General features: G+C 65.2%; 21 protein-coding genes. 17 read left to right on the top strand and 4 right to left on the bottom strand.

What is annotated here, in order from left to right; genetic code table 11:
* Positions 1–189: 189 nt before the first annotated feature.
* The 12 genes from QZZ02_RS07245 (at position 190) to QZZ02_RS07190 (ending at position 12,656) form a co-directional block, all read left to right on the top strand.
* Entirely contained in the window at positions 190–1,587 is a 1,398-nt protein-coding gene (locus QZZ02_RS07245; protein ID WP_291843339.1) for a Do family serine endopeptidase, read from the top strand.
* Positions 1,584–2,510 carry a tRNA (adenosine(37)-N6)-dimethylallyltransferase MiaA gene (gene miaA, locus QZZ02_RS07240; protein WP_291843338.1) on the top strand — a complete coding sequence of 309 codons (927 nt, stop codon included), beginning with the start codon at positions 1,584–1,586 and terminating at the stop codon, positions 2,508–2,510. Before QZZ02_RS07245 ends, miaA begins: the two co-directional genes overlap by 4 nt.
* Positions 2,507–3,016, top strand: a complete 510-nt coding sequence (locus QZZ02_RS07235) for a hypothetical protein (protein WP_291843337.1) — start codon at positions 2,507–2,509, stop codon at positions 3,014–3,016. Before miaA ends, QZZ02_RS07235 begins: the two co-directional genes overlap by 4 nt.
* Positions 2,997–4,001, top strand: coding sequence for a ketol-acid reductoisomerase (ilvC, locus tag QZZ02_RS07230; protein ID WP_291843336.1), 1,005 nt, complete (start codon positions 2,997–2,999; stop codon positions 3,999–4,001). The genes QZZ02_RS07235 and ilvC overlap by 20 nt, the downstream gene beginning before the upstream one ends.
* A gap of 63 nt (positions 4,002–4,064) precedes the next feature.
* Positions 4,065–4,589: a hypothetical protein gene (locus QZZ02_RS07225; protein ID WP_291843335.1), complete on the top strand. Its 525-nt coding sequence runs from the start codon at positions 4,065–4,067 to the stop codon at positions 4,587–4,589.
* 63 nt (positions 4,590–4,652) lie between these two features.
* Entirely contained in the window at positions 4,653–5,390 is a 738-nt protein-coding gene (locus QZZ02_RS07220; protein ID WP_291843334.1) for a VTT domain-containing protein, read from the top strand.
* Between the two features lie 171 nt (positions 5,391–5,561).
* On the top strand, positions 5,562–6,602 hold the full coding sequence (locus QZZ02_RS07215; RefSeq protein WP_075190414.1) for a rod shape-determining protein: 1,041 nt from the start codon (positions 5,562–5,564) through the stop codon (positions 6,600–6,602).
* A 78-nt stretch (positions 6,603–6,680) separates the two neighbouring features.
* Entirely contained in the window at positions 6,681–7,622 is a 942-nt protein-coding gene (mreC, locus tag QZZ02_RS07210; RefSeq protein ID WP_291843332.1) for a rod shape-determining protein MreC, read from the top strand.
* Complete coding sequence (gene mreD, locus QZZ02_RS07205; RefSeq protein WP_291843331.1) at positions 7,619–8,140, top strand: rod shape-determining protein MreD; 522 nt, start codon at positions 7,619–7,621, stop codon at positions 8,138–8,140. Before mreC ends, mreD begins: the two co-directional genes overlap by 4 nt.
* Positions 8,141–8,152: 12 nt before the next feature.
* On the top strand, positions 8,153–10,027 hold the full coding sequence (mrdA, locus tag QZZ02_RS07200; protein WP_291843330.1) for a penicillin-binding protein 2: 1,875 nt from the start codon (positions 8,153–8,155) through the stop codon (positions 10,025–10,027).
* Complete coding sequence (gene rodA / locus QZZ02_RS07195; protein ID WP_291843327.1) at positions 10,027–11,184, top strand: rod shape-determining protein RodA; 1,158 nt, start codon at positions 10,027–10,029, stop codon at positions 11,182–11,184. The genes mrdA and rodA overlap by 1 nt, the downstream gene beginning before the upstream one ends.
* 119 nt (positions 11,185–11,303) lie before the next feature.
* Positions 11,304–12,656 carry a sodium-dependent transporter gene (locus tag QZZ02_RS07190; protein WP_291843326.1) on the top strand — a complete coding sequence of 451 codons (1,353 nt, stop codon included), beginning with the start codon at positions 11,304–11,306 and terminating at the stop codon, positions 12,654–12,656.
* On the opposite strand, the gene pip is transcribed toward QZZ02_RS07190, so the two are convergent.
* Positions 12,653–13,618 carry a prolyl aminopeptidase gene (gene pip / locus QZZ02_RS07185; RefSeq protein WP_291843422.1) on the bottom strand — a complete coding sequence of 322 codons (966 nt, stop codon included), beginning with the start codon at positions 13,616–13,618 and terminating at the stop codon, positions 12,653–12,655. The genes QZZ02_RS07190 and pip overlap by 4 nt on opposite strands.
* Positions 13,619–13,736: 118 nt before the next feature.
* On the opposite strand from pip, the gene QZZ02_RS07180 reads away from it, so the two are divergent.
* Both QZZ02_RS07180 and QZZ02_RS07175 read left to right on the top strand, forming a co-directional pair.
* Positions 13,737–14,393 (top strand): hypothetical protein, encoded by a 657-nt coding sequence (locus QZZ02_RS07180; RefSeq protein WP_291843325.1) that lies wholly within the window; start codon positions 13,737–13,739, stop codon positions 14,391–14,393.
* Positions 14,393–14,995, top strand: a complete 603-nt coding sequence (locus QZZ02_RS07175; RefSeq protein WP_291843324.1) for a class I SAM-dependent methyltransferase — start codon at positions 14,393–14,395, stop codon at positions 14,993–14,995. The genes QZZ02_RS07180 and QZZ02_RS07175 overlap by 1 nt, the downstream gene beginning before the upstream one ends.
* Here QZZ02_RS07175 and QZZ02_RS07170 read toward each other — a convergent pair.
* Genes QZZ02_RS07170 through QZZ02_RS07160 form a run of 3 tightly spaced genes read right to left on the bottom strand, consistent with a single transcriptional unit; the run spans position 14,955 to position 18,070 of the window.
* Positions 14,955–16,052 carry a hypothetical protein gene (locus QZZ02_RS07170; RefSeq protein ID WP_291843323.1) on the bottom strand — a complete coding sequence of 366 codons (1,098 nt, stop codon included), beginning with the start codon at positions 16,050–16,052 and terminating at the stop codon, positions 14,955–14,957. The genes QZZ02_RS07175 and QZZ02_RS07170 overlap by 41 nt on opposite strands.
* Positions 16,052–16,771 (bottom strand): methyltransferase domain-containing protein, encoded by a 720-nt coding sequence (locus QZZ02_RS07165; RefSeq protein WP_291843322.1) that lies wholly within the window; start codon positions 16,769–16,771, stop codon positions 16,052–16,054. The genes QZZ02_RS07170 and QZZ02_RS07165 overlap by 1 nt, the downstream gene beginning before the upstream one ends.
* 3 nt (positions 16,772–16,774) lie before the next feature.
* The gene (locus QZZ02_RS07160; RefSeq protein ID WP_291843321.1) at positions 16,775–18,070 is read right to left on the bottom strand and encodes a glycosyltransferase family 4 protein; all 1,296 of its coding nucleotides are present in this window, start codon (positions 18,068–18,070) and stop codon (positions 16,775–16,777) included.
* Positions 18,071–18,189: 119 nt separating this feature from the next.
* On the opposite strand from QZZ02_RS07160, the gene QZZ02_RS07155 reads away from it, so the two are divergent.
* The 3 genes from QZZ02_RS07155 to QZZ02_RS07145 are packed head-to-tail and all read left to right on the top strand — an operon-like array spanning position 18,190 to position 21,297.
* Entirely contained in the window at positions 18,190–19,362 is a 1,173-nt protein-coding gene (locus tag QZZ02_RS07155; protein WP_291843320.1) for an MFS transporter, read from the top strand.
* Positions 19,363–19,372: 10 nt separating this feature from the next.
* Positions 19,373–20,527, top strand: a complete 1,155-nt coding sequence (locus tag QZZ02_RS07150) for an ABC transporter permease (protein WP_291843319.1) — start codon at positions 19,373–19,375, stop codon at positions 20,525–20,527.
* Positions 20,524–21,297 (top strand): ATP-binding cassette domain-containing protein, encoded by a 774-nt coding sequence (locus QZZ02_RS07145; protein WP_291843317.1) that lies wholly within the window; start codon positions 20,524–20,526, stop codon positions 21,295–21,297. Before QZZ02_RS07150 ends, QZZ02_RS07145 begins: the two co-directional genes overlap by 4 nt.
* Positions 21,298–21,300 lie beyond the last annotated feature (3 nt).

Raw genomic sequence — 21,300 nt, 5'->3', positions numbered from 1 at the left:
TTCTGGCATGATCGAGCCCGGCACCGCAGCAGCGGGCCGGGCTCTTTCCTGTCGGCCTGTGAGGCCCCGCGCATGACGCCGGCACATGACGATTGTGTCAGCGCGGTTGCGACACACCCTCGCGAGGCGGTATTCACGGTGTCAGCACCTACCCAGTGAAACGTCACATCCCTGACACGGCGGATACCCATGCAGCGTCTTCTTGTTCTTACCCTTTGCCTTGCAACCGCACTCGCCATGATGGCGACCCCGGCGGTCGAGGCCCATCCGGCCCCGGACGGTTTCGCCGACCTGGCCGAACGCCTGTCGCCGGCGGTCGTGAACATCTCCGCCGCCCAGCGACTGGACAGTGAGGATGGTCTGCCGGAATTTCCCGAAGGCTCGCCGCTGGAACGTTTCAACGATATTTTCGGCAATGCGCCGCGCATCGCCAACTCGCTGGGATCGGGCTTCATCATCGATGCCGCCGGCATCGTGGTAACCAATAACCATGTCATCGACGGGGCTGACGAGGTTGAGGTTTCCCTGCCGGACGGTCGCGTGTTTCGCGCCGAAGTGGTCGGCATCGACAGCGTGACGGACCTGGCCGTGCTGCGCATGGAGACCGATGAGCCAATGCCCTTCGTTGCCTTTGGCGACAGTGATGCCGCGCGGGTCGGTGACTGGGTGATCGCGATCGGCAACCCGTTCGGGCTGGGCGGCACGCTGACCGCCGGCGTGGTCTCGGCGCGCGGCCGCGAGGCCGGGGGCCGTTACGACGATTACATCCAGACCGATGTCGCGATCAATACCGGCAATTCCGGCGGCCCCCTGTTCAACATGGATGGCGATGTGGTCGGCGTGAACACGCTCATCCTGTCGCCGACCGGCGCCAGCGTCGGCATTTCCCTGTCCATCCCGTCCAACCTCGCCCGCGTCGTCGTCGACCAGCTGGTCGAATTCGGCGAGACACGTCGCGGCTGGCTGGGCGTCTCGGTGCAGCGGGTCACGCCCGAGCTGGCCGAAAGCTTTGAACTGACCTCTCCCTATGGCGCGATTGTCTCGCGCATCGAGGCGGATGGTCCGGCCGCCAATACCGGTTTGCGCACCGGCGATCTGGTGCTGGAATTTGACGGCCGCCGGGTCCGCGACAGCCGCTCCTTCCCGCGCATGGTCGCGGAAAGCGAGATCGGCCGCGAAGTCGAGCTCGACATCATCCGGCGTGACCGGCCGATGACGATCCGCATCACGATCGGTGAGCTGTCTGAGGGCGGCGCGAGTGGTGACACCGTGAATGAAGCGGTTGTGGCGCCGGTCACCGGCAATGGCAATGAAATCATGGGCATGACGTTCGGGGCGCTCGACACGGCGTCGCGCCGCCGCTTCCGCGTCCATCCTGATGCCGAGGGCGTGCTGGTGACCGAGGTCGATGCTGCAAGTGACGCGGCCGGCAAGGTGCGTCCGGGGGATGTCATCGAAGAGGTCGAGTTCACCCGCGTCGACAGTGTCGAGGCGATCCGGGAGATCATAGCGGGCCATGGTGGCGGGCCGGTCCGTTTCCAGATCAATCGGGGCGGCCAGTACGTGCTGCAGTCGATCCGGCCGTGACACCCTGCCTGCTGATCGCGGGCCCCACAGCGGCGGGCAAGACAGCCCTGTCCATTTCGGCTGCCGAACGGCTTGGTGGCGAGATCATCAATGCCGACTCCATGCAGGTCTATGCCGGTCTGCCACTGATCACCGCCCAGCCGGACGCGGACGACCGCGCCCGGGTGCCGCATCATCTGTTTGGCACGATCGATCCGCAGGTGCGCTATTCGGTCGGCCAGTGGACGCGTGATGCGCTGGCACGGATCGAGGCCTGTCGGGGCCGTGGCCGCGTGCCCGTACTGGTCGGTGGAACGGGCCTCTATTTCAACGCCCTGGTTCGCGGCCTGGCGCCGGTACCGGCGATCGGCGAAGCGGCGCGCGCACGCACGGCAGCCTTGCTGGAAATCGCCGGCCTGTCGGGTCTGCGTGCGGAAGCCTTGCGGCTTGATCCGGTCGCGGCCTCCCGCGTCGAGGCGGCCGACCGCCAGCGTCTGATGCGCATTGTCGAAGTTGTCTTCGAGACCGGGCGCCCCCTGAGCGAATTCCAGGCCGATACGGTCCCGCCGCTGCCGGGCTGCGCGTGGCGCGGCATCGTGATCGAACCGGATCGCGAGGCGCTTTATGCCCGCATCGACCGACGCTTTGACCGCATGCTTGAGCTGGGCGCGCTGGACGAGGTCTCGGCCTTCGCGGCGCGCGGTGTCGATCCGGACCTGCCGGCCAGCAAGGCGCTCGGGGTGCCACAACTCATGGCCCATTTGCGCGGCGAGATGACGCTGGAGGCGGCGGCCGCGCTCGCCAAGCGCGACAGCCGCCGCTACGCCAAGCGGCAGGGGACATGGTTTCGTAATCAAGCCGCCAGCTGGGCCCGGATAACCTCGCTCGATCCGGTCGTGGCGCGAGACGCGCTGGCGGCCATTCTCGAGGGGGACGCAAGATGAAAACACTGCTCGCCGGCGCCGGCTTCGCCCTGGCACTGGCCGCACCGGCCCTGGCGCAAGGCCCGGACGACACCGTCGCGGCCATCCTGCAGGCCGACCGGGACTTTGCCAGCATGGCGGCCGAGCAAGGCGCATCAGCCGCCTTTGCCCACTGGATGGATGCCAGCGAGGGGCGCCTCATTCGCGGCACGCCCGAGCCGGTCACCGGCACCGACAATTTCGTGGCGCTTTATGCCCCCTTCACGGGTGACACCTTGCTGCACTGGCAGCCGTCGGAAGGCTTTGCCGGCAGCGGTGATGATTTCGGCGTCACCTGGGGCGTCTGGAGCATCCATACCGATGGCGACAACATGTCCGCTCCGGTCGCCCGCGGAACCTATGTCACGGTCTGGCATCGCAATGCTGACGGAGACTGGCGCGGCCTGCTGGACATGGGCACCGATGACCCGTCCTATGAGCCCGGCCAAACCGGGAGTGAGTCGGCAGATGACGGTGGAGACGACTGAACCGCTTTATACGCGCGATATCGATCTGGAGCCTGTAAGGACGTGCCGCCTGGCGATTGTCGGCTATGGCAATCACGGGCGCTCGCACGCGCTTTGCCTGCGCGACAGCGGCGTGGCGGACATCCGAATCGCGTTGCGGGAAGGCTCACCCTCGCGCGCCAAGGCCGAGGCTGACGGGTTTGCAGTGGTCAGCGTGCCGGAGGCTGCAGCCTGGGCGGATGCCATCTCCCTTCTGGCTGCCGACGAGGCACACCGCCAGATCTGGACCGAGGCGATCGCACCCTTTCGCAAGCCCGGCCAGGCGCTGATCGTCTGTCACGGGTTTTCCATCCATTACGGGCTGATCACCCCGCCCGCCGATGCCGACATCATCCTCGCCGCAGCCAAGGGACCGGGCGGGGCGGTGCGTCAGGAGTATGAGAAAGGCAAGGGGCTGATCGGCTTCTGGGCCGTGCACCAGGACGCCTCGGGCCGGGCCCGCGAGCTGGCCCTGGCCTATCTCGCCGCCATCGGCTCGGGCGAGGTCGGGATTTTCCCGACCAGTTTCCGCGAGGAGACGGTGTCCGACCTGTTCGGCGAGCAGGTGGTTCTGGTCGGCGGTCTGGTGGCGCTGGCCAAGGCGAGCTTCACACGCCTGGTCGCCGCCGGCGTCAGCGAGCGCATGGCCTATATCGATTGCGTTCATGAAATCAAATACCTGGCGGACCTGATCCAGTCCCGCGGCATTGCCGGCATGTATGAGGCGATCTCGGATACCGCCGAGTTCGGCGCCCGCCAGATCGAGGACCGGATCGCCGGCCCGGAGCTCGCTGCAGTCTTCGACGCCGCCATGGCCGATATCGAGAGCGACCGCTTTGCGCGCAAATGGGTTGAGACCTATGAGGCGGGCGATGCGATGAAGGCCGAACGGGCGGCCGACCGGCACCTGCCGATCGAGGCGGCCGGCGCGGATTTGCGCAAGCGCATCTACGGTGCCACGAAATAGCCAACAAGCCGTGCCACCTGTAATAGGTGTATCCAGAACAAGAATCGCGTGCGGGGGCGTGAAATGGCATTCAATCCGGTCAAAGTTCGGCGCTATGGCGAACCCAAGGAAGTGGTGGCGCGTGTCTTCGAGGAAGTCGGCGGCATTCCCTCGGTGATGGAGCTGCTCGATCTCAGTCGGACGCGCGTCTATGCGCTGGCTGACCCGGATTCGACCAATGAGATTTCCTACGCCCGTATCGCCAAGCTGACCGAGTCCGGCGCGTCGGCTGCGGCCCAGCATCTTGCGGCCCTCGCCGGCGGCATTTTCCTGCCGATCACCAAGGCCGACGATGCCAACTGGCTGGCCCTGGCCGGTGAGGCGAGCCGCCGCAATGCGCGCAATATCTCTGCCATCATGGAAAGCCTGAGCGAGACCGAGCGCTCCCCGGGCCGGATCGACCAGGAAGAAGCCCGCGACATTCTCAAAGTGCTCGACGAGCAATTGGGCGTTCTGGCAATCCAGCGCGCGAAACTGGCGGCCATCGCCTCGGGTGAAACGGTCGACATGGCCGGACAGCTGCTCGATGGCGAAAACGGCGCAGCATGATTGCCCGTCACGCAAAGCGTGCTTAGTTAGGCGGATCGCCGTTTTGACGGGGCTCACGCTTTGATGAACAGACTGACCGACTTCATCCTGCGCATGGATGCGCGCGCTGCGCGGGCCATCGGCGTGTCGGTGGCGCTATTCCTGATTGTCGGCCTGGTCTTCGTGCTGGGCCGGTTCGTGCTCGAAATCGAGCCCGGCGCCGCGGGCAGCTGGTTCGAAGCCTCGGCAAGCCAGTGGTATGCGCTGCCTCTGACCATTCTCGTCTTCACGGCCTTGTCCTTCCTCGGCGCCCCGCAATTCGGTTTGATGGCCGCGGCCCTGGTCGCCTTCGGACCGACCAATGGCGCTGTCTTTGCCTTCATCGCCACCCAGTGTTCGGCCGGAGTGAATTATGTTGTCGGGCGCTATTTCGGCGCCGGCCTGCTCAAACGCTATGGCGGTGACTGGGCCAACAAGATTTCCGACTTCATCGGCCGAAACGGCCTGCTGGCGTCGATGGTGGTACGCTGGGTTCCGTCCGGTCCCTTCATCGTCGTCAATATGGGGTTCGGCGTCGCGCGGACCCCTTATTGGGCCTTTGCACTCGGCACGGCACTGGGATCGGCGCCCAAGATCTTCATCGTCGCCCTCATGGGTGAGAGCATTCGCTCGATGCTGACCGAGGGAAAGGTCATCCTTGGCATCGCCTTCGCGGCCGCAGCCATCGCCTGGATCGGTATCATGCTGGTCGCGCGGGTCTGGCTGCGCCGGAACCGCGCTCCCGCCACGACGTCTCAGGATCCTGCCGCCAAAGAGCCTTAATCCGGGCCGACAAACGATCAATCCCGTATTTGTTTCCCAAAAACTGGTTAACGCCGGGCGGGTATCAGCTTGAATGCCGGTGCGCCCCTTGCAATCTCGCGCGGAGCATCGCACAAGAAAAACAGTTGCACCGCGGCTTTGCCGCCACACATTTCGAGATCCAGCACCCCCATGCTCAACAGCCTTTTCGGTTTGCTCTCTGCGGATATCGCCATCGACCTGGGAACCGCGAACACGCTCGTCTACGTCAAGGGGCGCGGCGTCGTCCTCAATGAGCCGTCCGTCGTCGCCTACAAGATCGAGAAGGGCCGCAAGCACGTGCAAGCGGTCGGGGCAGAAGCAAAGCTGATGCTCGGCAAGACGCCGGGCAATGTCGAAGCGATCCGGCCGATGCGCGACGGCGTCATCGCCGACTTCGACGTCGCCGAGGAAATGATCAAGCATTTCATCCAGAAAGTTCACAACCGCCGGGCCATGGTGAGCCCGCAAGTGGTGATCTGCGTACCCTCCGGTGCCACGGCCGTCGAGCGTCGCGCCATCCACGAAAGTGCGCTGGGTGCCGGTGCCCGCAAGGTCTACCTGATTGACGAGCCGATGGCGGCTGCCGTCGGTGCCGGCCTGCCGATCGACGAGCCGACCGGATCGATGATCGTCGATATCGGCGGCGGCACGACCGAGGTGGCCGTGATGTCGCTCTCCGGCATTGTCTATTCGCGGTCCGTCCGCGTTGGTGGCGACAAGATGGACGAAGCCATCATCAACTATATCCGCCGTTCGGCGAACCTTCTGATCGGCGAGACCTCGGCCGAGCGGATCAAGAAGGAAATCGGCTCTGCCATGCCGCCGGTGAAGGGCGAGGGCCTGTCGCTCGATATCAAGGGCCGCGACCTGATGAATGGCGTCCCGCGCGAGATTGCGGTGACGGAAGCGATGATCGCGGACAGCCTGTCCGAGCCGGTCGAGCAGATCGTTGAAGCGGTCAAGCAGGCGCTCGAGGCGACTCCGCCGGAACTGGCCGCCGACATTGTCGACAAGGGCATCGTTCTGACCGGTGGCGGGGCGCTGCTGCGCAATCTCGATACCGAGCTGCGCGAACGGACCGGCCTTCCGGTCAGCCTGGCCGATGACGCCCTGTCCTGTGTGGTGCTGGGCTGTGGCAAGGCCGTCGAAGACCTTCGGATCTGGCGTCCCATACTCTCCGAAGCAGTGTAATCTCCACCTCATCAACGGGGGAGAAGGAGTGAGGCGTTGGCGTCGCGACGCTCAACACGACAGGATGCTGAGCACGGCGTGCGATTTTCGCGAACGCTGTTCATCGCGCTTCTCGTCGTCTCCGGCGCGTTGATCGCATTTGATCGCCCGGCATCCCGGTCCGCACCTTTCGCCGGCTTCCGCGCCACCTTTACCGACGTCGCCGCACCCCTCCTTGATCTCGCTGCCCAGCCGCTGCGCGGGATAAAGAATATCGGTCCCTACTGGCGCCGGCAGGGGGAGCTGGCCGAGGAAAACGCCCGGCTGCGCCAGCAATTGATCGAAGCGCGCTACTGGGAAGATCTCGCCTATCGCCAGCGCGACCGTATCGAGGTCTATGAGGACGCGCTCGACGTTGAAAGCGCCGCCATCGAGGACCGGATCGGTGCCTGGACCGTGGCGGACCCGCGCGGGCCCTTTGTGCGCGCCCGCCTGATCGGCCGCGGCAGCGAGGCCGGTATTCGCGACGGTTATCCGGTCATCAATCTGTATGGCCTGGTCGGACGGGTCTATGAGACCGGCCGCCGTTCGGCCCGTGTCCTGCTGCTCACCGACCTGAACAGCCGCGTCCCGGTCATGGCCGATCGCTCGAATGCCCGCGCCATCCTGGTCGGTGACAATTCGGAATTTCCCCGCCTCGACTATGTCGGCCGGGCACCGGACATCCGGCCGGGCGACCGGATCGTCTCGTCCGGCGATGACGGCATCCTGCCGCGCGGCCTGCCGGTCGGCGAGGCTGTCGCGACACGCGATGGCGGCTGGCGGGTGCGGCTCTATTCTGACCAGGCTCCGGTCGATTTCGTCTGGGTCTGGCCCTATGAGCGTGTGACCCCGCCGGACCAGGAGGTCGAGCCGGAACAGCCGCCGACGCTCGGGACCGGCGATGATGCCGGGACCGGCATCGATGAAGACGTCGACGATGCCCCGGCCGGAGCAGCGGATGATACGGGTGGCGCAAGCGCCACCGAGGAGGCGCCGTGAGAAAGCCGACAGAACGCAGCTCGCCCTGGCTGGCGGCTTCCGGCTGTATTGCTTCGGTCCTGGTCGCGCTGATCGTGCAGGCCTCGCCGACGCGTCTGGTGGACGGGCTGACCATCATGCCGACCTGGACCCTGATGGCGATTTTCCTGTGGGCTGGCGTCCGACCGCAATTCATGCCGCCCGTCGCGGTCTTTGCCATCGGACTGACCCAGGACCTGCTGACCGGGGCGCCGATGGGCGTGTGGGCGCTGTCCTATCTGGTCGCAATTTCGGTCTTCCGTTTCCGCGGCGAGGACGGCATGCCGCGCGATCTGCCGCCGGTATTGCTGCGCTTTGGCGCAACGCTGTTGCTGGCGCACGGTATTGCCTTTGCGGCCGGAAGCTTTGCGCTGGAGCAAATGGCCGACCTGCAGCCATTGATCATCGAGATCATCGCTTCCATCCTGATGTTTCCGCTGCCTGCCTATCTGGTGCTGCGCCGCCGCCGGTCGCGTGGCTCCGGCTTTATCGGAGGGTGATGACACAAGCCCATGCGTGCCGACCGACAGGAACAGGATCTGAAATTCACGCGGCGCGCCCTCCTCATGGCGGGCGCGGGCGGGCTGGCCTTCCTGGGCCTGGGCGCGCGCCTGTATTCGCTGCAGGTGCTCGAGACCGAGCGCTACCGGCTGATGTCGGAAGACAACCAGTTCAATTTCAACCTCCTGCCACCTTCGCGCGGCCGCATTCTTGACCGCTTCGGTGTGGCGGTCGCCGACAATCGCGACAGCTACCGGGTCCTGCTGGTGCCGGAACAATCAGGCGATGTCGCCTCGGCCCTCGACCGTCTTCAGCCCTTTCTGCCGCTGCACGATCATGAGCGTGAACGCATCCTGCGTACCGCGCGCAGCCAGCGCAGCTTCCACGCCATCACGGTTGCTGACGATCTCGACTGGAACACATTTGCCTCCATCAATCTCAACGCACCCGACCTTGCCGGTGTCACACCGGATGTCGGCGAGGTGCGGTCCTATACCTATGGCCCCGCCTTTGCCCATGTGATCGGCTATGTGCAGCCGCCCAATGACGAGGATATCGCCAATAATCCGCGCGATGCGGAACGCCTGCTGCGGCACCCGGGTTTCCGGGTCGGCAAGACCGGTGTGGAGATCGCCCGCGAAGCCGATCTGCGCGGCCAGGCCGGCGCATTGAAAACCGAGGTCAATGCCCGTGGCCGCGTGATCCGCGAATTGCCCGAACAATCAACACAGCCGGTCGCCGGAAGCGATGTCGTGCTGACGCTGGATGCCGACATCCAGCGCTATGCGCATGAGCGTCTGGGCAGCGAAAGCGCGTCGGCCGTGGTCATGGACGTCAATACGGGCGAGCTGATCGCGCTGGTCTCCACGCCCAGTTTCGATCCCAACATGTTTGTCGGCGGCATCTCGACGGCGGATTATTCCGCGCTGCGCGAGAATGACCACAACCCGCTCTATCACAAGGCGATTCAGGGGACGTATCCGCCCGGCTCGACCTTCAAGGCGGTGGTGGCGGCCGCGGCTCTCGAGCATGAGGTCATCCGCGCCGACGAGACCCTGCGCTGCACCGGATCGACCCGCCTGGGTGACCGGACCTTCAATTGCTGGCGCCCGCAGGGTCATGGCGTTGTCGGGATGAATCGCGCGATCCAGACCTCCTGCGACATCTACTTCTATGAAGTCGCGCAGCGTGTCGGCATTGACCGGCTCTACGAGATGGCGACGCGCATGGGGGTCGGCGCTGAATTCGATATCGGCATTGCCGGTGTCCGGCGTGGCAACATGCCCAACCCGGCCTGGAAACGGGCCCGGTATAACCAGGGCTGGTCGACCGGTGACACCTATAATACCGGTATCGGCCAGGGCTATGTGACGGCCTCGCCACTGCAGCTGGCGGTGATGACGTCGCGGGTCGCTTCCGGACGCGCCGTGACGCCGACGCTCTACCGCAATGCCATGATGCCGCCCGCCCCGCATATCGGACTTCGTGACGAGACACTGGCCCATGTCCGCGGCGGCTTGCGATCCGTGGTCGAGGAGGTCGGCGGAACGGCCCACTATCTCAGTCCGTTCGGGATTGACGGGGTTGAAATGGCCGGCAAGACCGGGACGGCGCAGGTCTATTCGATCACCGCGGCCGAGCGTGAGGCGGGTATCCGCTCGCAGGCGGATCTGCCCTGGCGGCTGCGCGATCACGGCCTGTTCGTTTGCTTCGCCCCGGTCGAGAACCCCAGATACGCGGTCTCGGTCGTGGTTGAGCATGGCGGCGGTTCCTCGTCGGCAACGCGCCCGGCGCGGGATATCCTGCGTCGTGTCGTGGCGCGCGATCCGTCGAGCCGGGCCGGCGTGTTTGCCGATCTCGGCAATGCCCGTCCGGGAGGTGCCTGATGGCCGTCTTCCGCGAGAGCGTCCCGCGCGACATCCCGGGCAAGATGATGGAGCTGAACTGGACGCTGGTCCTGCTCCTCGTGCTGCTCGGCGCGGCCGGTGTCGGCATGTTGTACTCGGTCGCCGGTGGCAGCTGGGAACCCTGGGCGATCAATCATGTGATCCGTTTCGGGCTCGGCTTTGTCGGCATGATCCTGATCGCGATGTTCCCGCCGCGCTTCTGGATGGGGGTAGCCTATCCGGTCTATGTGGGCGCGCTGATCCTGCTCGTCCTGGTCGAGGTCAATGGTGTCACGATCAATGGCTCGCAGCGCTGGGTCGATCTCGGCCCGATCCGCATGCAGCCGGCCGAGATCATGAAGCTGGCCCTCGTCCTGGCGCTGGCGCGTTACTATCACGACCTGCCCGACGACAAGGTCACGACGATCTCCGGCCTCCTGCCGCCCTTGCTGATTATCGGCATGCCGGCCGCGCTGATTGTCGGCCAGCCTGATCTGGGCACGACGCTTCTGCTGGCGGCGACCGGCGCGATGGTCATCTTCATGGCGGGCTTGAGCTGGTGGTTCATCCTGATCGTGGCCGGTGTCGGTCTCGCCGGTGTGATCGGGATCGGTCTCTACGGTCTTGAGAACATTCTGGCGGAATACCAGATGGACCGCGTCCACGCCTTCCTCAATCCGGATTTCGATCCGCTGGGCATCAATTATCACCCCAACCAGGCTGTGATCACACTCGGCTCGGGCGGCATGACGGGCAAGGGCTTCCTCGAAGGCACCCAGTCCAAGCTGGGCTATTTGCCGGAGATGCAGACCGATTATATCTTCACGGCGCTTGGCGAGGAGTTCGGTTTTGTCGGCGGCATCGCGGTGCTGGCCGTCAACGCGCTGATCATGGCACAGGGCGTGATCATCGCGATCAGCTGCAAATCGCCCTTCCTGCGGGTGATGACGATCGGGATCATCACGACCTATGCCTCCTATGTTTTCATCAATGTCGGCATGGTCTCGCGATTGCTGCCGGTGGTCGGCGTGCCACTGCCACTGATCTCCTATGGCGGTACCGTCGTACTCGCGGTGATGGCGGGCTTCGGACTGATCCTCGGCGCCCATATCCATCGCAATGCCGAACCGCCGCGCGGGGCCGGGCTGTTCGGCTGAGGCCGCGCCGCACTGCAACAACGTCGCGCGCTTGACCGGCTGGGCCGGTTGGGGAAGTGTGCGCGGCAATTCAGTAAGGGGTGGACGCACAAACGCGTCCTGTTTCAGGGGAGAGTCTCATGGCGGCAACACCAGCCAGTCAGCACGCGCATTGGTCGTCGCGTTTCGCATTCATTCTCGCAGCGGTCGGTTCCGCTGTTGGTCTCGGCAATCTCTGGCGCTTCCCCTTCATGACGGGCCAGAATGGCGGCTCGGCCTTCGTGCTGATCTATATCGGCTGCGTGATCCTGTTCGCACTGCCGGTGCTGATGGCGGAAATCGCGATCGGTCGCCACGCCCAGCAATCGGCCATTTCATCGACGCGCAAGATGGCCCAGGAAGCAGGCAAGTCCGCCAATTGGGCGGTCGTCGGCTGGGTCTGCACAGCCGGTGGTTTTCTCATCCTGACCACCTATTCGGTGATCGCCGGACAGGTCATGGCCTATTCCGCGGCGGGTTTTGCCGGCGGCTTTGGCCAGCCGGACGGTGCCAATCTCTTCTACCAGGGCGAATTCACGCAGCTGGCCTGGCACGCCGGCTTCATGCTGATCACCGTCCTGATCGTGGCCCGTGGCCTGAAGGGCGGGATCGAGCAGGTCGCAACGATCCTCATGCCGCTTTTCTTCGTGATGCTGATCGGCCTGACCATCTACTCGCTGACCACCGGTGCTGCGGGTGAGGCGATTGCCTACCTGTTCACGCCGGACTTCTCGGCTGTGACCGGGCAGACCTTTGTGGCGGCGCTCGGCCAGGCCTTCTTCTCGGTCTCGGTCGCTTCGGCCATCATGATCACCTATGGCTCCTACCTGTCCAAGGACACCAATATCGGTTCGTCCTCGGTCATCATCGCCGGTGCCGATACTGCCGTTGCGCTGATCGCCGGCCTGATGATCTTCCCGATCGTTTTCATGGTTGGCATGGACCCGGCTGAAGGCCTGGGCCTGATCTTCACCGCGCTGCCCGCCGTGTTCGCCGACATGCCGGCCGGCAATATCATCGGCGGTGCCTTCTTCGCACTGGCCTTCATCGCTGCCATCACCTCCTCGATCTCTCTGCTGGAAGGCACCGTGGCCTTCATCGAGGAGCATTCCTCCTTTTCGCGACCGACCGCAGCCTGGCTGCTGGGCTTTTTCGCCTTCATGATCGGCGCCGGCGCGGTGTGGTCGTCGGAATTCGGCGGGGTCTTCGTTGACTGGCTCTCGGGCAGCTTCCTGCTTCCGCTCGGCGGTTTGCTGGTTGCGGTCTTCACCGGCTGGGTCATTCCCAAGGCGATCATGCGAGCCGAGTTGAGCCACGCTTCGAACGGGCTGTTCGCCTTCTTCCACTTCTGTGTGAAGTTTGTCGTGCCGCCGGCGATCGGTTTCATCCTGTTGCTTGGTCTTGATGCCAAGTTCAACGGTGGCGCCTTCGGCTCGTTGCTGGGTCTCGGCTAGCCGAACTTGTCGGCAAAGGCGTCGGTCGCGCGCACCAGTGCGTCGACCACGCCCGGCTCGCCGGCCGCATGGCCGGCATCGCCAATCATGTGGAGCCTCGCTCGCGGCCAAGCCCGGGCGAGGCTCCATGCCGTTTGCGGCGGGGTGACCACGTCATAGCGGCCCTGCACGATGACGCCGGGCAGGTGGTTATAGCGCTCGGCATCCTCGAGCAGCTCGCCGTCGCGCTCGAAGAAACCCCGGTGGAAGAAGTAGTGGCTCTCCAGCCGCGCCAGCGCGTCGGCGCGAACCGGATCGGCCAGCGGCGCGGCCGGGTCGCCGGTCATCGAGATCAGCGCACTTTCCCAGCGTGACCAGGCCAGCGCATCGGGACGGCGACGAATGATGTCAGGCTCTGCCAGGCGCTCGTAATAGGCGCGGATGATATCATCGCGCTCTTCCGGGCTCAGCGGGTCAACGAGACGCTCCCAGGCGTCCGGGAAGAGCATGTTGGCGCCGTCCCTGTAAAACCAGTCGAGCTCGCGCTGGGTGCAGGTGAAGATGCCGCGCAGGATGAGGCCGACACAGCGGTCCGGATGGGCACGGGCATAGGCGAGGGCCAGGGTCGCGCCCCAGGATCCGCCAAACACCACCCATTTCTCGACCCCCATCGCCACGCGAATGCGTTCGATATCGTCGATCAGGTCCTGCGTCGTATTGTGTTCCAGACAGCCATGCGGTGTCGAACGCCCGCAGCCGCGCTGATCGAACAGGATGATGCGATAGCGGCGTGGATCGAAAAACCGGCGCAGGGCCGGCGAAGCGCCGCCGCCGGGACCTCCATGCAGGGTGACCACCGGAAGCCCGTCGGGGCGTCCGCATTCCTCGACATAGAGGTCGTGGCCGTCCCCGACTGCCAGCCTCGAAGCCTGTGCAGGCCGGATTGGCGGATAGAGAAGGCGGCGGGAGTAGGAGGCATCCATGTCAGACACTGTGCCGTTAGCCAGTCCTAAACACAATAAACCATAGCCTAGCAGGACTTCGCTCTGTATCGTCCAGTCCGGTTTGGGGCTTACAATCGATCTTGGGATTTTCTGTGTGATGAGCGCATTTCGGCGAGCCGTGCTAGCCATCTGTTTTTGCAGTCTTGCCTCCGCTTGCGCCAGTGCGCCGATATCGATTGCCGCGGCGAGCCTGCCGGGCTCCGGCGCCGCGATGACGCCGGCGCATCGCCAGCTTGATACCGCCGTCGATGAATTCACCCACCAGCTCGAACATCGTGGCCTGATCCGCGAAGCCGGCTCGATGGCGACTGCCATGCGCTGGATGAACGAGTTGGCCGGTCAGTCCGATGCATCAGGCCCGGACGGGTTGGCCCTGTATCTGGAGGTCGGCGGGATCGACCTTGTCGATGCGCGCGCACCCGAGCTCATCCGCGCCGATATTGTCCGCGCCTGGCAGGGTGCGGCAGCCATTGATGCGGCCTCGCGGGCCCTTGTGACAGAAGGTGCCGGTTTGCGGCGCTCGGATGTGACCGACGCGCTTGGCTCGGTCGAGACCGCGATGGCGCACGCACAGACGGCCCAGTCAGTGTTTGAAACAGCCCTGCTGGACCTCACCGCCTTGCACGACGCGCCCGCGCTCAGCGGTGTGCGCCTCGAGCGCGATCTTCTGGCGCTGCGTATCAATGATCTGCGCGACCGGGCCGACGAATTGGCCGAATTGCGGCGCCAGCTGCGCAACCCGTCCATCTCCTGATGCTCCATCCCGATGAGGTCAAAGGCTTTCTCGATCCTGAGGAAGGCCGCGAGCTGGCAAGTCTCGCTGTGGAGGCGGGGCGTCTTGGCCCGGTGCTGGAGATCGGCTCCTATTGTGGCAAGTCGGCGCTGTATCTCGGCCCGGCAGCCCGCCAGGCCGGAACGGTGCTCTACACGCTCGACCATCACCGCGGGTCCGAGGAGCACCAGCCGGGCGAGGAATATCACGATCCCGAGCTGTTCAATGCCAGGCTGGGTGCCGTCGAGACATTGCCGGCCCTGCGTGAGACCCTGTTCCGGGCCGGGCTGGAAGACTGTGTCATCCCGCTGGTCGGGCGCTCGGCGGTGATTGCGGCCAACTGGACCACGCCGCTCGGCATGGCTTTCATTGATGGCGGGCATTCCATGGACGCCGCCCTGGCCGATTATCGTGGCTGGGCTGGCCGGGTCGTTGCGGGCGGCATCCTGGCCATCCACGACGTCTTTCCGGATCCGGCCGATGGCGGACGTCCGCCCTACGAGATCTGGAAGCTGGCCTGTGCCTCGGGCCTGTACGAGACGGTCAGGCGTACAGGAACGCTGGAAGTCTTGCGGCGGCTCTAGGCGCCGGATACTCCGGCAGGTGATTGGCGACCAGCAGGTCGCTGCCCCGGCTCAGCCCCTCGATCGCATCGGCGGCCATGATCAGCGCACCGGACGTCCAGGACGGGCGTTCGCGCGGCCAGATGATCGATTCCCCGAACTGCCAGCCCATCCAGTATCCGCCATCGCGGGCGATCAGGGGCGCCAGGTTGGCAATCAGCTCGCGGGCCTGTTCGGTCTTGCCGACGGCGTGGCAAGCCATCGCCAGTTCCGCCGTCTCGGCAGCCGTCACCCAGGGTTCGTGCGAAACGCAGCGACAACCCAGTCCCGGCTCGACGAATTCGGTCCAGCGCGCATAGAGGCGGGCCCGACCGATATCGGTCGGCAAGACGCCGGCCAGGGCAGGATAATACCAGTCCATGGCAAAGCCGCGCCGATCGGTGCCCTTGCGATCAAAACGGGCATCATTTTCGCGCAGGGCCGCGCCGATGCGGCGCCGCGCCTCGAGCCAGGTCTCGACCGGCTTGCCAAGGCGGCGTCCCATCAGGCAGGCGCATTCCAGCGCCTTGTAGAGGCTGGCATTGCCGGCTCGCAGGCTGTCGATCTCCGTCAGCGTCTGTTCGTCACCGCGGGCGCGCCAGACAATGTCGCCATGGGACGTCTGGTGGGCCAGCACAAAATTTGTTGCTGCTTCGACCATCGGCCAGTAGCGCGGCAGGGTGTCGAGTGCCTTCAGGGCGAGCAGGCTGCGCAGCACGGTAACCGCGACATAGCCGGTAAAATTGGTGTCGCGCGCCGTCTTTGGCGTGCCGGGGACGAGGCGCCGGTTGGCATCGTCGAGCGGGACCGAGGCACCGAGATCGCCGGTCCAGCCGCCATCGGCTTCCTGGCGGTCCATCAGGGCGGTGAGGGCGCGCAGGGTCTCGGCTTCACGGCCGGCGATTGCCAGGCCCATCGTCGCCTCGCCGTGGTTCCAGGCGTCCCAGACCCCGGCCTCGATCCACGGGATCGTGCCGTCGCCGCGTTGCAGGGAGGCGATGTGACCGGCGCAGGCCTGGATGTCGACCAGTTGGCTCATCAGCTTGTCTTCCTGAAATACATCACGACCGACTTGCCCAGGATCGGGTCGAGCAGCCATTCCATGGCCTGCGTCAGCCAGGGGCGCTTGATCAGGTCCCATTCCAGGAAGCGGCGGTACAGCGCGACCAGGCGGCTTTCTTCCTGGCGATTCCAGACGGCGCAGCGCAGCCACCAATAGGGGCTGTGCAGGGCGTGCGCCCAATGGCGGCGGAAGCGTCGAAAGCCGTGCTTCTCAACATCCCGCCGCAGCCCGTCAGACCGGAATATGCGGACATGGCCGCCCGGCGAGTTCTGATATCCCACCGATAGCCACCAGCAGATCGCCTCGGTCCAGTAACGCGGCACCGAGGCGGCGAAAATGCCGTCGGGTCTCAGAACACGGCGGATCTCGGCAAGGAAAAGCTCCGGGTCCGGCACGTGTTCCAGGACTTCCGAACAGATCACACGATCGAATGTGTTGTCGGGGAAGGGCAGTTTCTCGCCGGTACCGGTGGTCAGCACGGCATTGCGCAATGGCGAGGCGGGTTCGGGCGGCGGCAGTTCGAAGAATTTGTCGAGCGCGATGACGACGTCCTCATAACACAGGTCCAGCCCGACGGCGGTGACCGGCGTTGCGTCCCAGTAGAGCCCGTGCAGGTGCCGGCCCTGACCGCAGCCCAGATCAAGAACACGCATGCCTGGCTCCAGCGCCAGGTTTTCAGTCCGGATGGTTTGCATCGATCAGGTCCTGCCCTGTTCTGCCAGGGCCTCGACATAGAGGTGCGAGGCGGCGAGGGCGTGTTTCGACCAGTCGAATTCGCGACGGGCACGCAGGGCCGCTTTCTGCCCGAGCCGCGCTGCCGCTTCGGGATCGTCGAGCAGGCGCGCCAGGTTCTCCGCCATAGCACCGGCCTCGCCCGCCGGCGAGACCAGGCCGGCATCGCCAATCACTTCCGGCAGGGCACCGCCATCACTGGCCACCACCGCAGCGCCGCACGCCATGGCCTCGGCGGCCGGGAAGCCGAAGCCTTCGAAGCGGGCCGGGCAGGCCACGATATGGGCCCGGTGGTAAAGCCCGGCAACTTCGGCACGGGTGAGATCGGAGGAGGTCGTTACCCGGTCGGCCAGGCCATGGGCAGCCAGCATGCGCTTGGCCGGGCCATCACGCAGCGTGCCGATAATGTGCAGGCGGGCCGTGGGCCGGGCGGCGGCGACGCGGCCGAGCGCCTCGATCAGCACGTCCAGCCCCTTGATCGGCACATCGGCGCTCGCCGTCGTGACGATCAGGCCGGTCTCGCGGGACACTGACGGGGCGGGCCGGAAAGTCTCGTGATCAAGCCCGTTGAAGGCAACGCGGACACGTGCCGCGTCGACGCCATATTGCTCGGCATGGGTCTGACGGGCGGCGTCCGAGACGGCGAGATGGCGCGGCAGGGCGCGGGCGGTCCGCGCCTGCATGCCGATAAAGCGATACCAGCGCCGGGTCAGAAGCCGTTCCCACCACTTGCGTCCGGCGGCAATGGCGTAATCGCGGTCGATCGCGATCGGATGGTGCAGGGTGGTGATGACCGGGATGCGGTTGTTGATGCGCAGCATCGGGGCGGCGAGCGTCTGGTTGTCATGGATCACGTCGAACGCGCCGTCATGCGCCTTGAGGAAACGGTCCAGCCTTCGCCCGAAGGCATAGGGTTCACCAAACGCACCGGAATTATGGGCCAGCCATTCCGACAGGTCGGCCCAGGAGGTCAGGTGGCGCGGCCGGAAGGCGAGGAAGGCATTGTCCTCGGCGAACAGGTCAAGCGAGGGGAGCGTGTGAAGGGCAATGCCGGGATCAAGCTCGGGATAGGGCGGGCCGGACGCGACCGACACCTCATGACCAAGCGCTGCCAGGGCGCGTGTCAGCTCGCGCAGATAGACGCCCTGGCCGCCGACATGGGGATGCGAGCGATAGCCGGTGACCAGCACGCGCAAGGGCCGCACGGGCGTCGTGTCACGCGCCTTTTCCATCTGTGCGGAAACAAGGTTATGTCCATCCATGACGCGTGATTCCGGCGGTGGCAATTGAACGGCGAACCTATAGAAGTGAACATTGTTCGCCAAGCCGCTCCTGCCGGTAATTGCGGCGCTGCAGCGAAGCGCGCGATCGGGACAAGATGATGGTCAAACCGACAGCCCTGCGCTTCGCGACATATTACGGCGCCTTCTATTTGATGTTCGGGGCCTTCCTGCCGTATTTCCCGCGCTGGCTGGACGGTCGCGGCGTGTCGCCGGAATGGATTGGCTGGATCCTCGCCGCCGGCATGATCGGGCGGACCCTGGTGTCTCCCATCGGTGCGCGCTGGGCGGATCGCGCGGTGCGCCATCGTGACCCCATTCTCGCCTTTGCGATCGGCAGCGTGCTTGTCTTCGCCCTGCACCTGCCAGTCTCGACGCCGTGGCTCCTGCTGGTCCTGTCCTTTGCCGCCGGCGCGCTGGTGTTCGGACAGATCCCGGTGACCGATGCCTTTGCGATGCGTGCGGCACGTGATCATGCCTTTGAGTTCGGTCCCGTTCGGGCCTTCGGGTCCGGCCTGTTCATTGTCGCCAATTTTGCCGCCGGCGCGCTCATCGACCGGACCGGGACCGAGAGCGTTCTGGCCTGGATCATCATTGCCGGCGGGCTGATGGCGCTGGCCGCAGCCTGGTTGCCGCCCGGACACCGACCCTCGGCTCACCTGCCGCGGCCGGATGAGTGGAAACAGCTCGGCCGCCAGCTGGCCGGCCCGCTCGGTCTCGCCCTTGCAGCGTCGGCGCTCACCCAGTCCGGTCATGCCTTCTACTATGTCGTTTCCGCCAATGCCTGGTCGCAGTCCGGTATCAGCGGCGCCATGATCGGCACGCTCTGGGCCTTTGCCGTGGCTTTCGAGATCGCCTTCCTGTGGCTGTCCGGCCGCGGCTGGCTGGGCCGGTTGAGCCCGGCGAAACTGATGATGATCGGTGGCGCCGCCTCGCTGGTGCGCTGGGGGCTGACCGCGCTGGCGCCGCCCCTGTGGGTGCTTTTTCCGCTGCAGGCCTTGCACGCGCTGACCTTCGCCGCCACCTATGTCGGCTTCCTGCGCTTCACCGCGCAGGACATGCCAGACGATCAGACGGCGTTGTCGCAAGGCCTCAATTCGGCCTTGTCCGGCGGGATCATACTGGCAGCGATGTCGACGGTGTCGGGATATGCGTTCGCGCAATTCGGGATTGCCGGTTTCGCTTTCATGACGCTTCCGGGCCTGTTGGGACTGGGTGCAGCCTTTCTGCTGCATCGTGTTTCTTCACTCCCGCCGCACAAAGATATCGACTAGGATCGGGGCCATGAGGGGAATGCGGGACGAATCGCCGGCGAGAGCCGAACTGGTTGTGCGCGAGCAAGGCAAGCGCACGATCCTCGAACCCCATGGCGATTGGGTCGTCGATACGATCGGCCGGCATGACAGCGCCATCCGTGCCGTTGAACGCTCGAATGATCCCTGCGACATCATCGTCGACCTCACCCATCTCGGCCGCGTCGATACGGCGGGGGCCTATCTGCTGGGACGGGCGACACGGCGCTGCCCGACGCCCGACGCGGATTTCCATTTTGTCGGCAGCCACCGCACCGCCCGCCGCCTGATCGAGGAAGTGCGCCAGCGCACCCAGGTCTGCGGCCCCGAGGAAGTGCCCACCTTCGGCTTCATGAAGGCCATGGCGCGCATCGGCGCTGGCCTGGAAGCCGCCTATCTCGAAGCCGTCGACACCTTCGCTTTTTTCGGCAAGACGCTGACCACCGGGATGCGTTGCTTTCTCCAGCCCTGGCGCTTTCGGCTCACTCCGACCGTCTGGGCGATGGAAGAGGTCGGCGTCAACGCCCTGCCGATCGTTGCCGTGCTGTCCTTCTTCATCGGGTCGGTGGTTGCCTATATGGGCGCCAACCTGCTGCAGAGCGTCGGATTTTCGGTTTTCACCGTCGAGCTGGTCGGGATTTCCGTGCTGCGTGAGTTCGGCGTGCTGATCACCGCCATCATGCTGGCAGGACGATCTGACAGTGCCTTCACCGCCTCGATCGGCGCCATGAAGATGCAGCAGGAGGTCGATGCGATGCGCGTACTCGGTCTCGACCCGTTCGAGGCGCTGGTCCTGCCGCGCGTCGTCGCCTGCGTGCTGATGGCGCCCTTGTTGACCTTCGGGGCGATGGTGGCCGGTATTTTCGGGGGCATGCTGGTGGCCTGGTCGGCCCAGGACATCTCGCCGGCGCTTTTCTTCACCCGCCTGCACAGCGAACTCGATATCAGCCATTTCTGGGTCGGCATGTCGAAGGCACCCGTCTTCGGCCTCGTCGTCGCCATCATCGGCTGCCGTCAGGGCATGCAGGTGAAGGGCGATGTGGAATCCCTGGGGCGCCGGGTGACGGCCTCCGTGGTGCAGTCAATCTTCGCCGTGATCGTGCTCGAAGCCCTGTTTGCCATGATGTATCTGGAGCTGGGGATTTGAGCGACGACATCCTCATCTCGGTGCGCAATCTGCGCAGCGCCTTCGGGTCGCATGTCGTGCACGAGCATCTCGACCTTGATGTGCGGCGTGGCGAGATTCTCGGAATCGTCGGCGGATCGGGAACCGGCAAGACGGTGCTGCTCAACACCATTCTCGGCCTCAAACGGCCAGAGGGTGGCGACATCCTGCTCAACGGCCAGCGCCTGGCGGAAATGTCCGAGCGTGAACGCCGGCGTATCGACAGCCGGCTTGGCGTCCTCTTCCAGAACGGCGCGTTGTTCACCTCGCTCTCTGTTCTGGAGAACGTGATGGCGCCGCTTCGCGAGCATATCGACATGCCGATCTCGCTGATGGAGGAGATCGCCGGCATGAAAATAGGCCTTGCCGGGCTTGACCCGAGCGCGGCCGATCGCTTCCCGTCTGAACTGTCCGGCGGCATGCGCAAGCGCGCGGCGCTGGCGCGCGCCCTCGCGCTTGATCCGGAAATCCTGTTTCTCGACGAGCCGACCGCCGGGCTTGATCCGATCGGGGCGGCGGCTTTCGACAGTCTGATCCTGGAATTGTCGCAGGCCCTGGGCCTGACTGTGGTCATGATCACGCACGATCTCGACAGTCTGTACTCGATTTGCGACCGGGTTGCCGTTTTGGCCGACAAGCGGGTTGAAGCCGTGGCGCCAATCAGGGACTTGTTGAACAACCCGCATCCCTGGATCAAGGCATACTTCCACGGGCCGCGCGGACGTGCCGCGATGGCCGGCAAGGAGAACTAGGAC

The organism is Maricaulis sp., from assembly GCF_015665295.1.
Lineage (GTDB): Bacteria > Pseudomonadota > Alphaproteobacteria > Caulobacterales > Maricaulaceae > Maricaulis.
The sequence above is the reverse complement of the archived record's forward strand: the minus strand, read 5'-3'. Positions and strand labels throughout refer to the sequence as shown.

Bases quoted from the DNA above. Each gene is read 5' to 3' on its own strand.
- ilvC (WP_291843336.1), top strand. From the start codon at position 2,997: ATGACGGTGGAGACGACTGAACCGCTTTATACGCGCGATATCGATCTG.
- rodA (WP_291843327.1), top strand. From the start codon at position 10,027: ATGGCCGTCTTCCGCGAGAGCGTCCCGCGCGACATCCCGGGCAAGATG.
- pip (WP_291843422.1), bottom strand. From the start codon at position 13,618: ATGGATGCCTCCTACTCCCGCCGCCTTCTCTATCCGCCAATCCGGCCT.
- QZZ02_RS07215 (WP_075190414.1), top strand. From the start codon at position 5,562: ATGCTCAACAGCCTTTTCGGTTTGCTCTCTGCGGATATCGCCATCGAC.
- QZZ02_RS07220 (WP_291843334.1), top strand. From the start codon at position 4,653: ATGAACAGACTGACCGACTTCATCCTGCGCATGGATGCGCGCGCTGCG.
- QZZ02_RS07235 (WP_291843337.1), top strand. From the start codon at position 2,507: ATGAAAACACTGCTCGCCGGCGCCGGCTTCGCCCTGGCACTGGCCGCA.
- QZZ02_RS07165 (WP_291843322.1), bottom strand. From the start codon at position 16,771: ATGCAAACCATCCGGACTGAAAACCTGGCGCTGGAGCCAGGCATGCGT.
- QZZ02_RS07150 (WP_291843319.1), top strand. From the start codon at position 19,373: ATGAGGGGAATGCGGGACGAATCGCCGGCGAGAGCCGAACTGGTTGTG.
- QZZ02_RS07170 (WP_291843323.1), bottom strand. From the start codon at position 16,052: ATGAGCCAACTGGTCGACATCCAGGCCTGCGCCGGTCACATCGCCTCC.
- QZZ02_RS07190 (WP_291843326.1), top strand. From the start codon at position 11,304: ATGGCGGCAACACCAGCCAGTCAGCACGCGCATTGGTCGTCGCGTTTC.
- QZZ02_RS07175 (WP_291843324.1), top strand. From the start codon at position 14,393: ATGCTCCATCCCGATGAGGTCAAAGGCTTTCTCGATCCTGAGGAAGGC.
- mrdA (WP_291843330.1), top strand. From the start codon at position 8,153: ATGCGTGCCGACCGACAGGAACAGGATCTGAAATTCACGCGGCGCGCC.
- QZZ02_RS07160 (WP_291843321.1), bottom strand. From the start codon at position 18,070: ATGGATGGACATAACCTTGTTTCCGCACAGATGGAAAAGGCGCGTGAC.
- QZZ02_RS07155 (WP_291843320.1), top strand. From the start codon at position 18,190: ATGGTCAAACCGACAGCCCTGCGCTTCGCGACATATTACGGCGCCTTC.
- QZZ02_RS07245 (WP_291843339.1), top strand. From the start codon at position 190: ATGCAGCGTCTTCTTGTTCTTACCCTTTGCCTTGCAACCGCACTCGCC.
- QZZ02_RS07180 (WP_291843325.1), top strand. From the start codon at position 13,737: ATGAGCGCATTTCGGCGAGCCGTGCTAGCCATCTGTTTTTGCAGTCTT.
- QZZ02_RS07225 (WP_291843335.1), top strand. From the start codon at position 4,065: ATGGCATTCAATCCGGTCAAAGTTCGGCGCTATGGCGAACCCAAGGAA.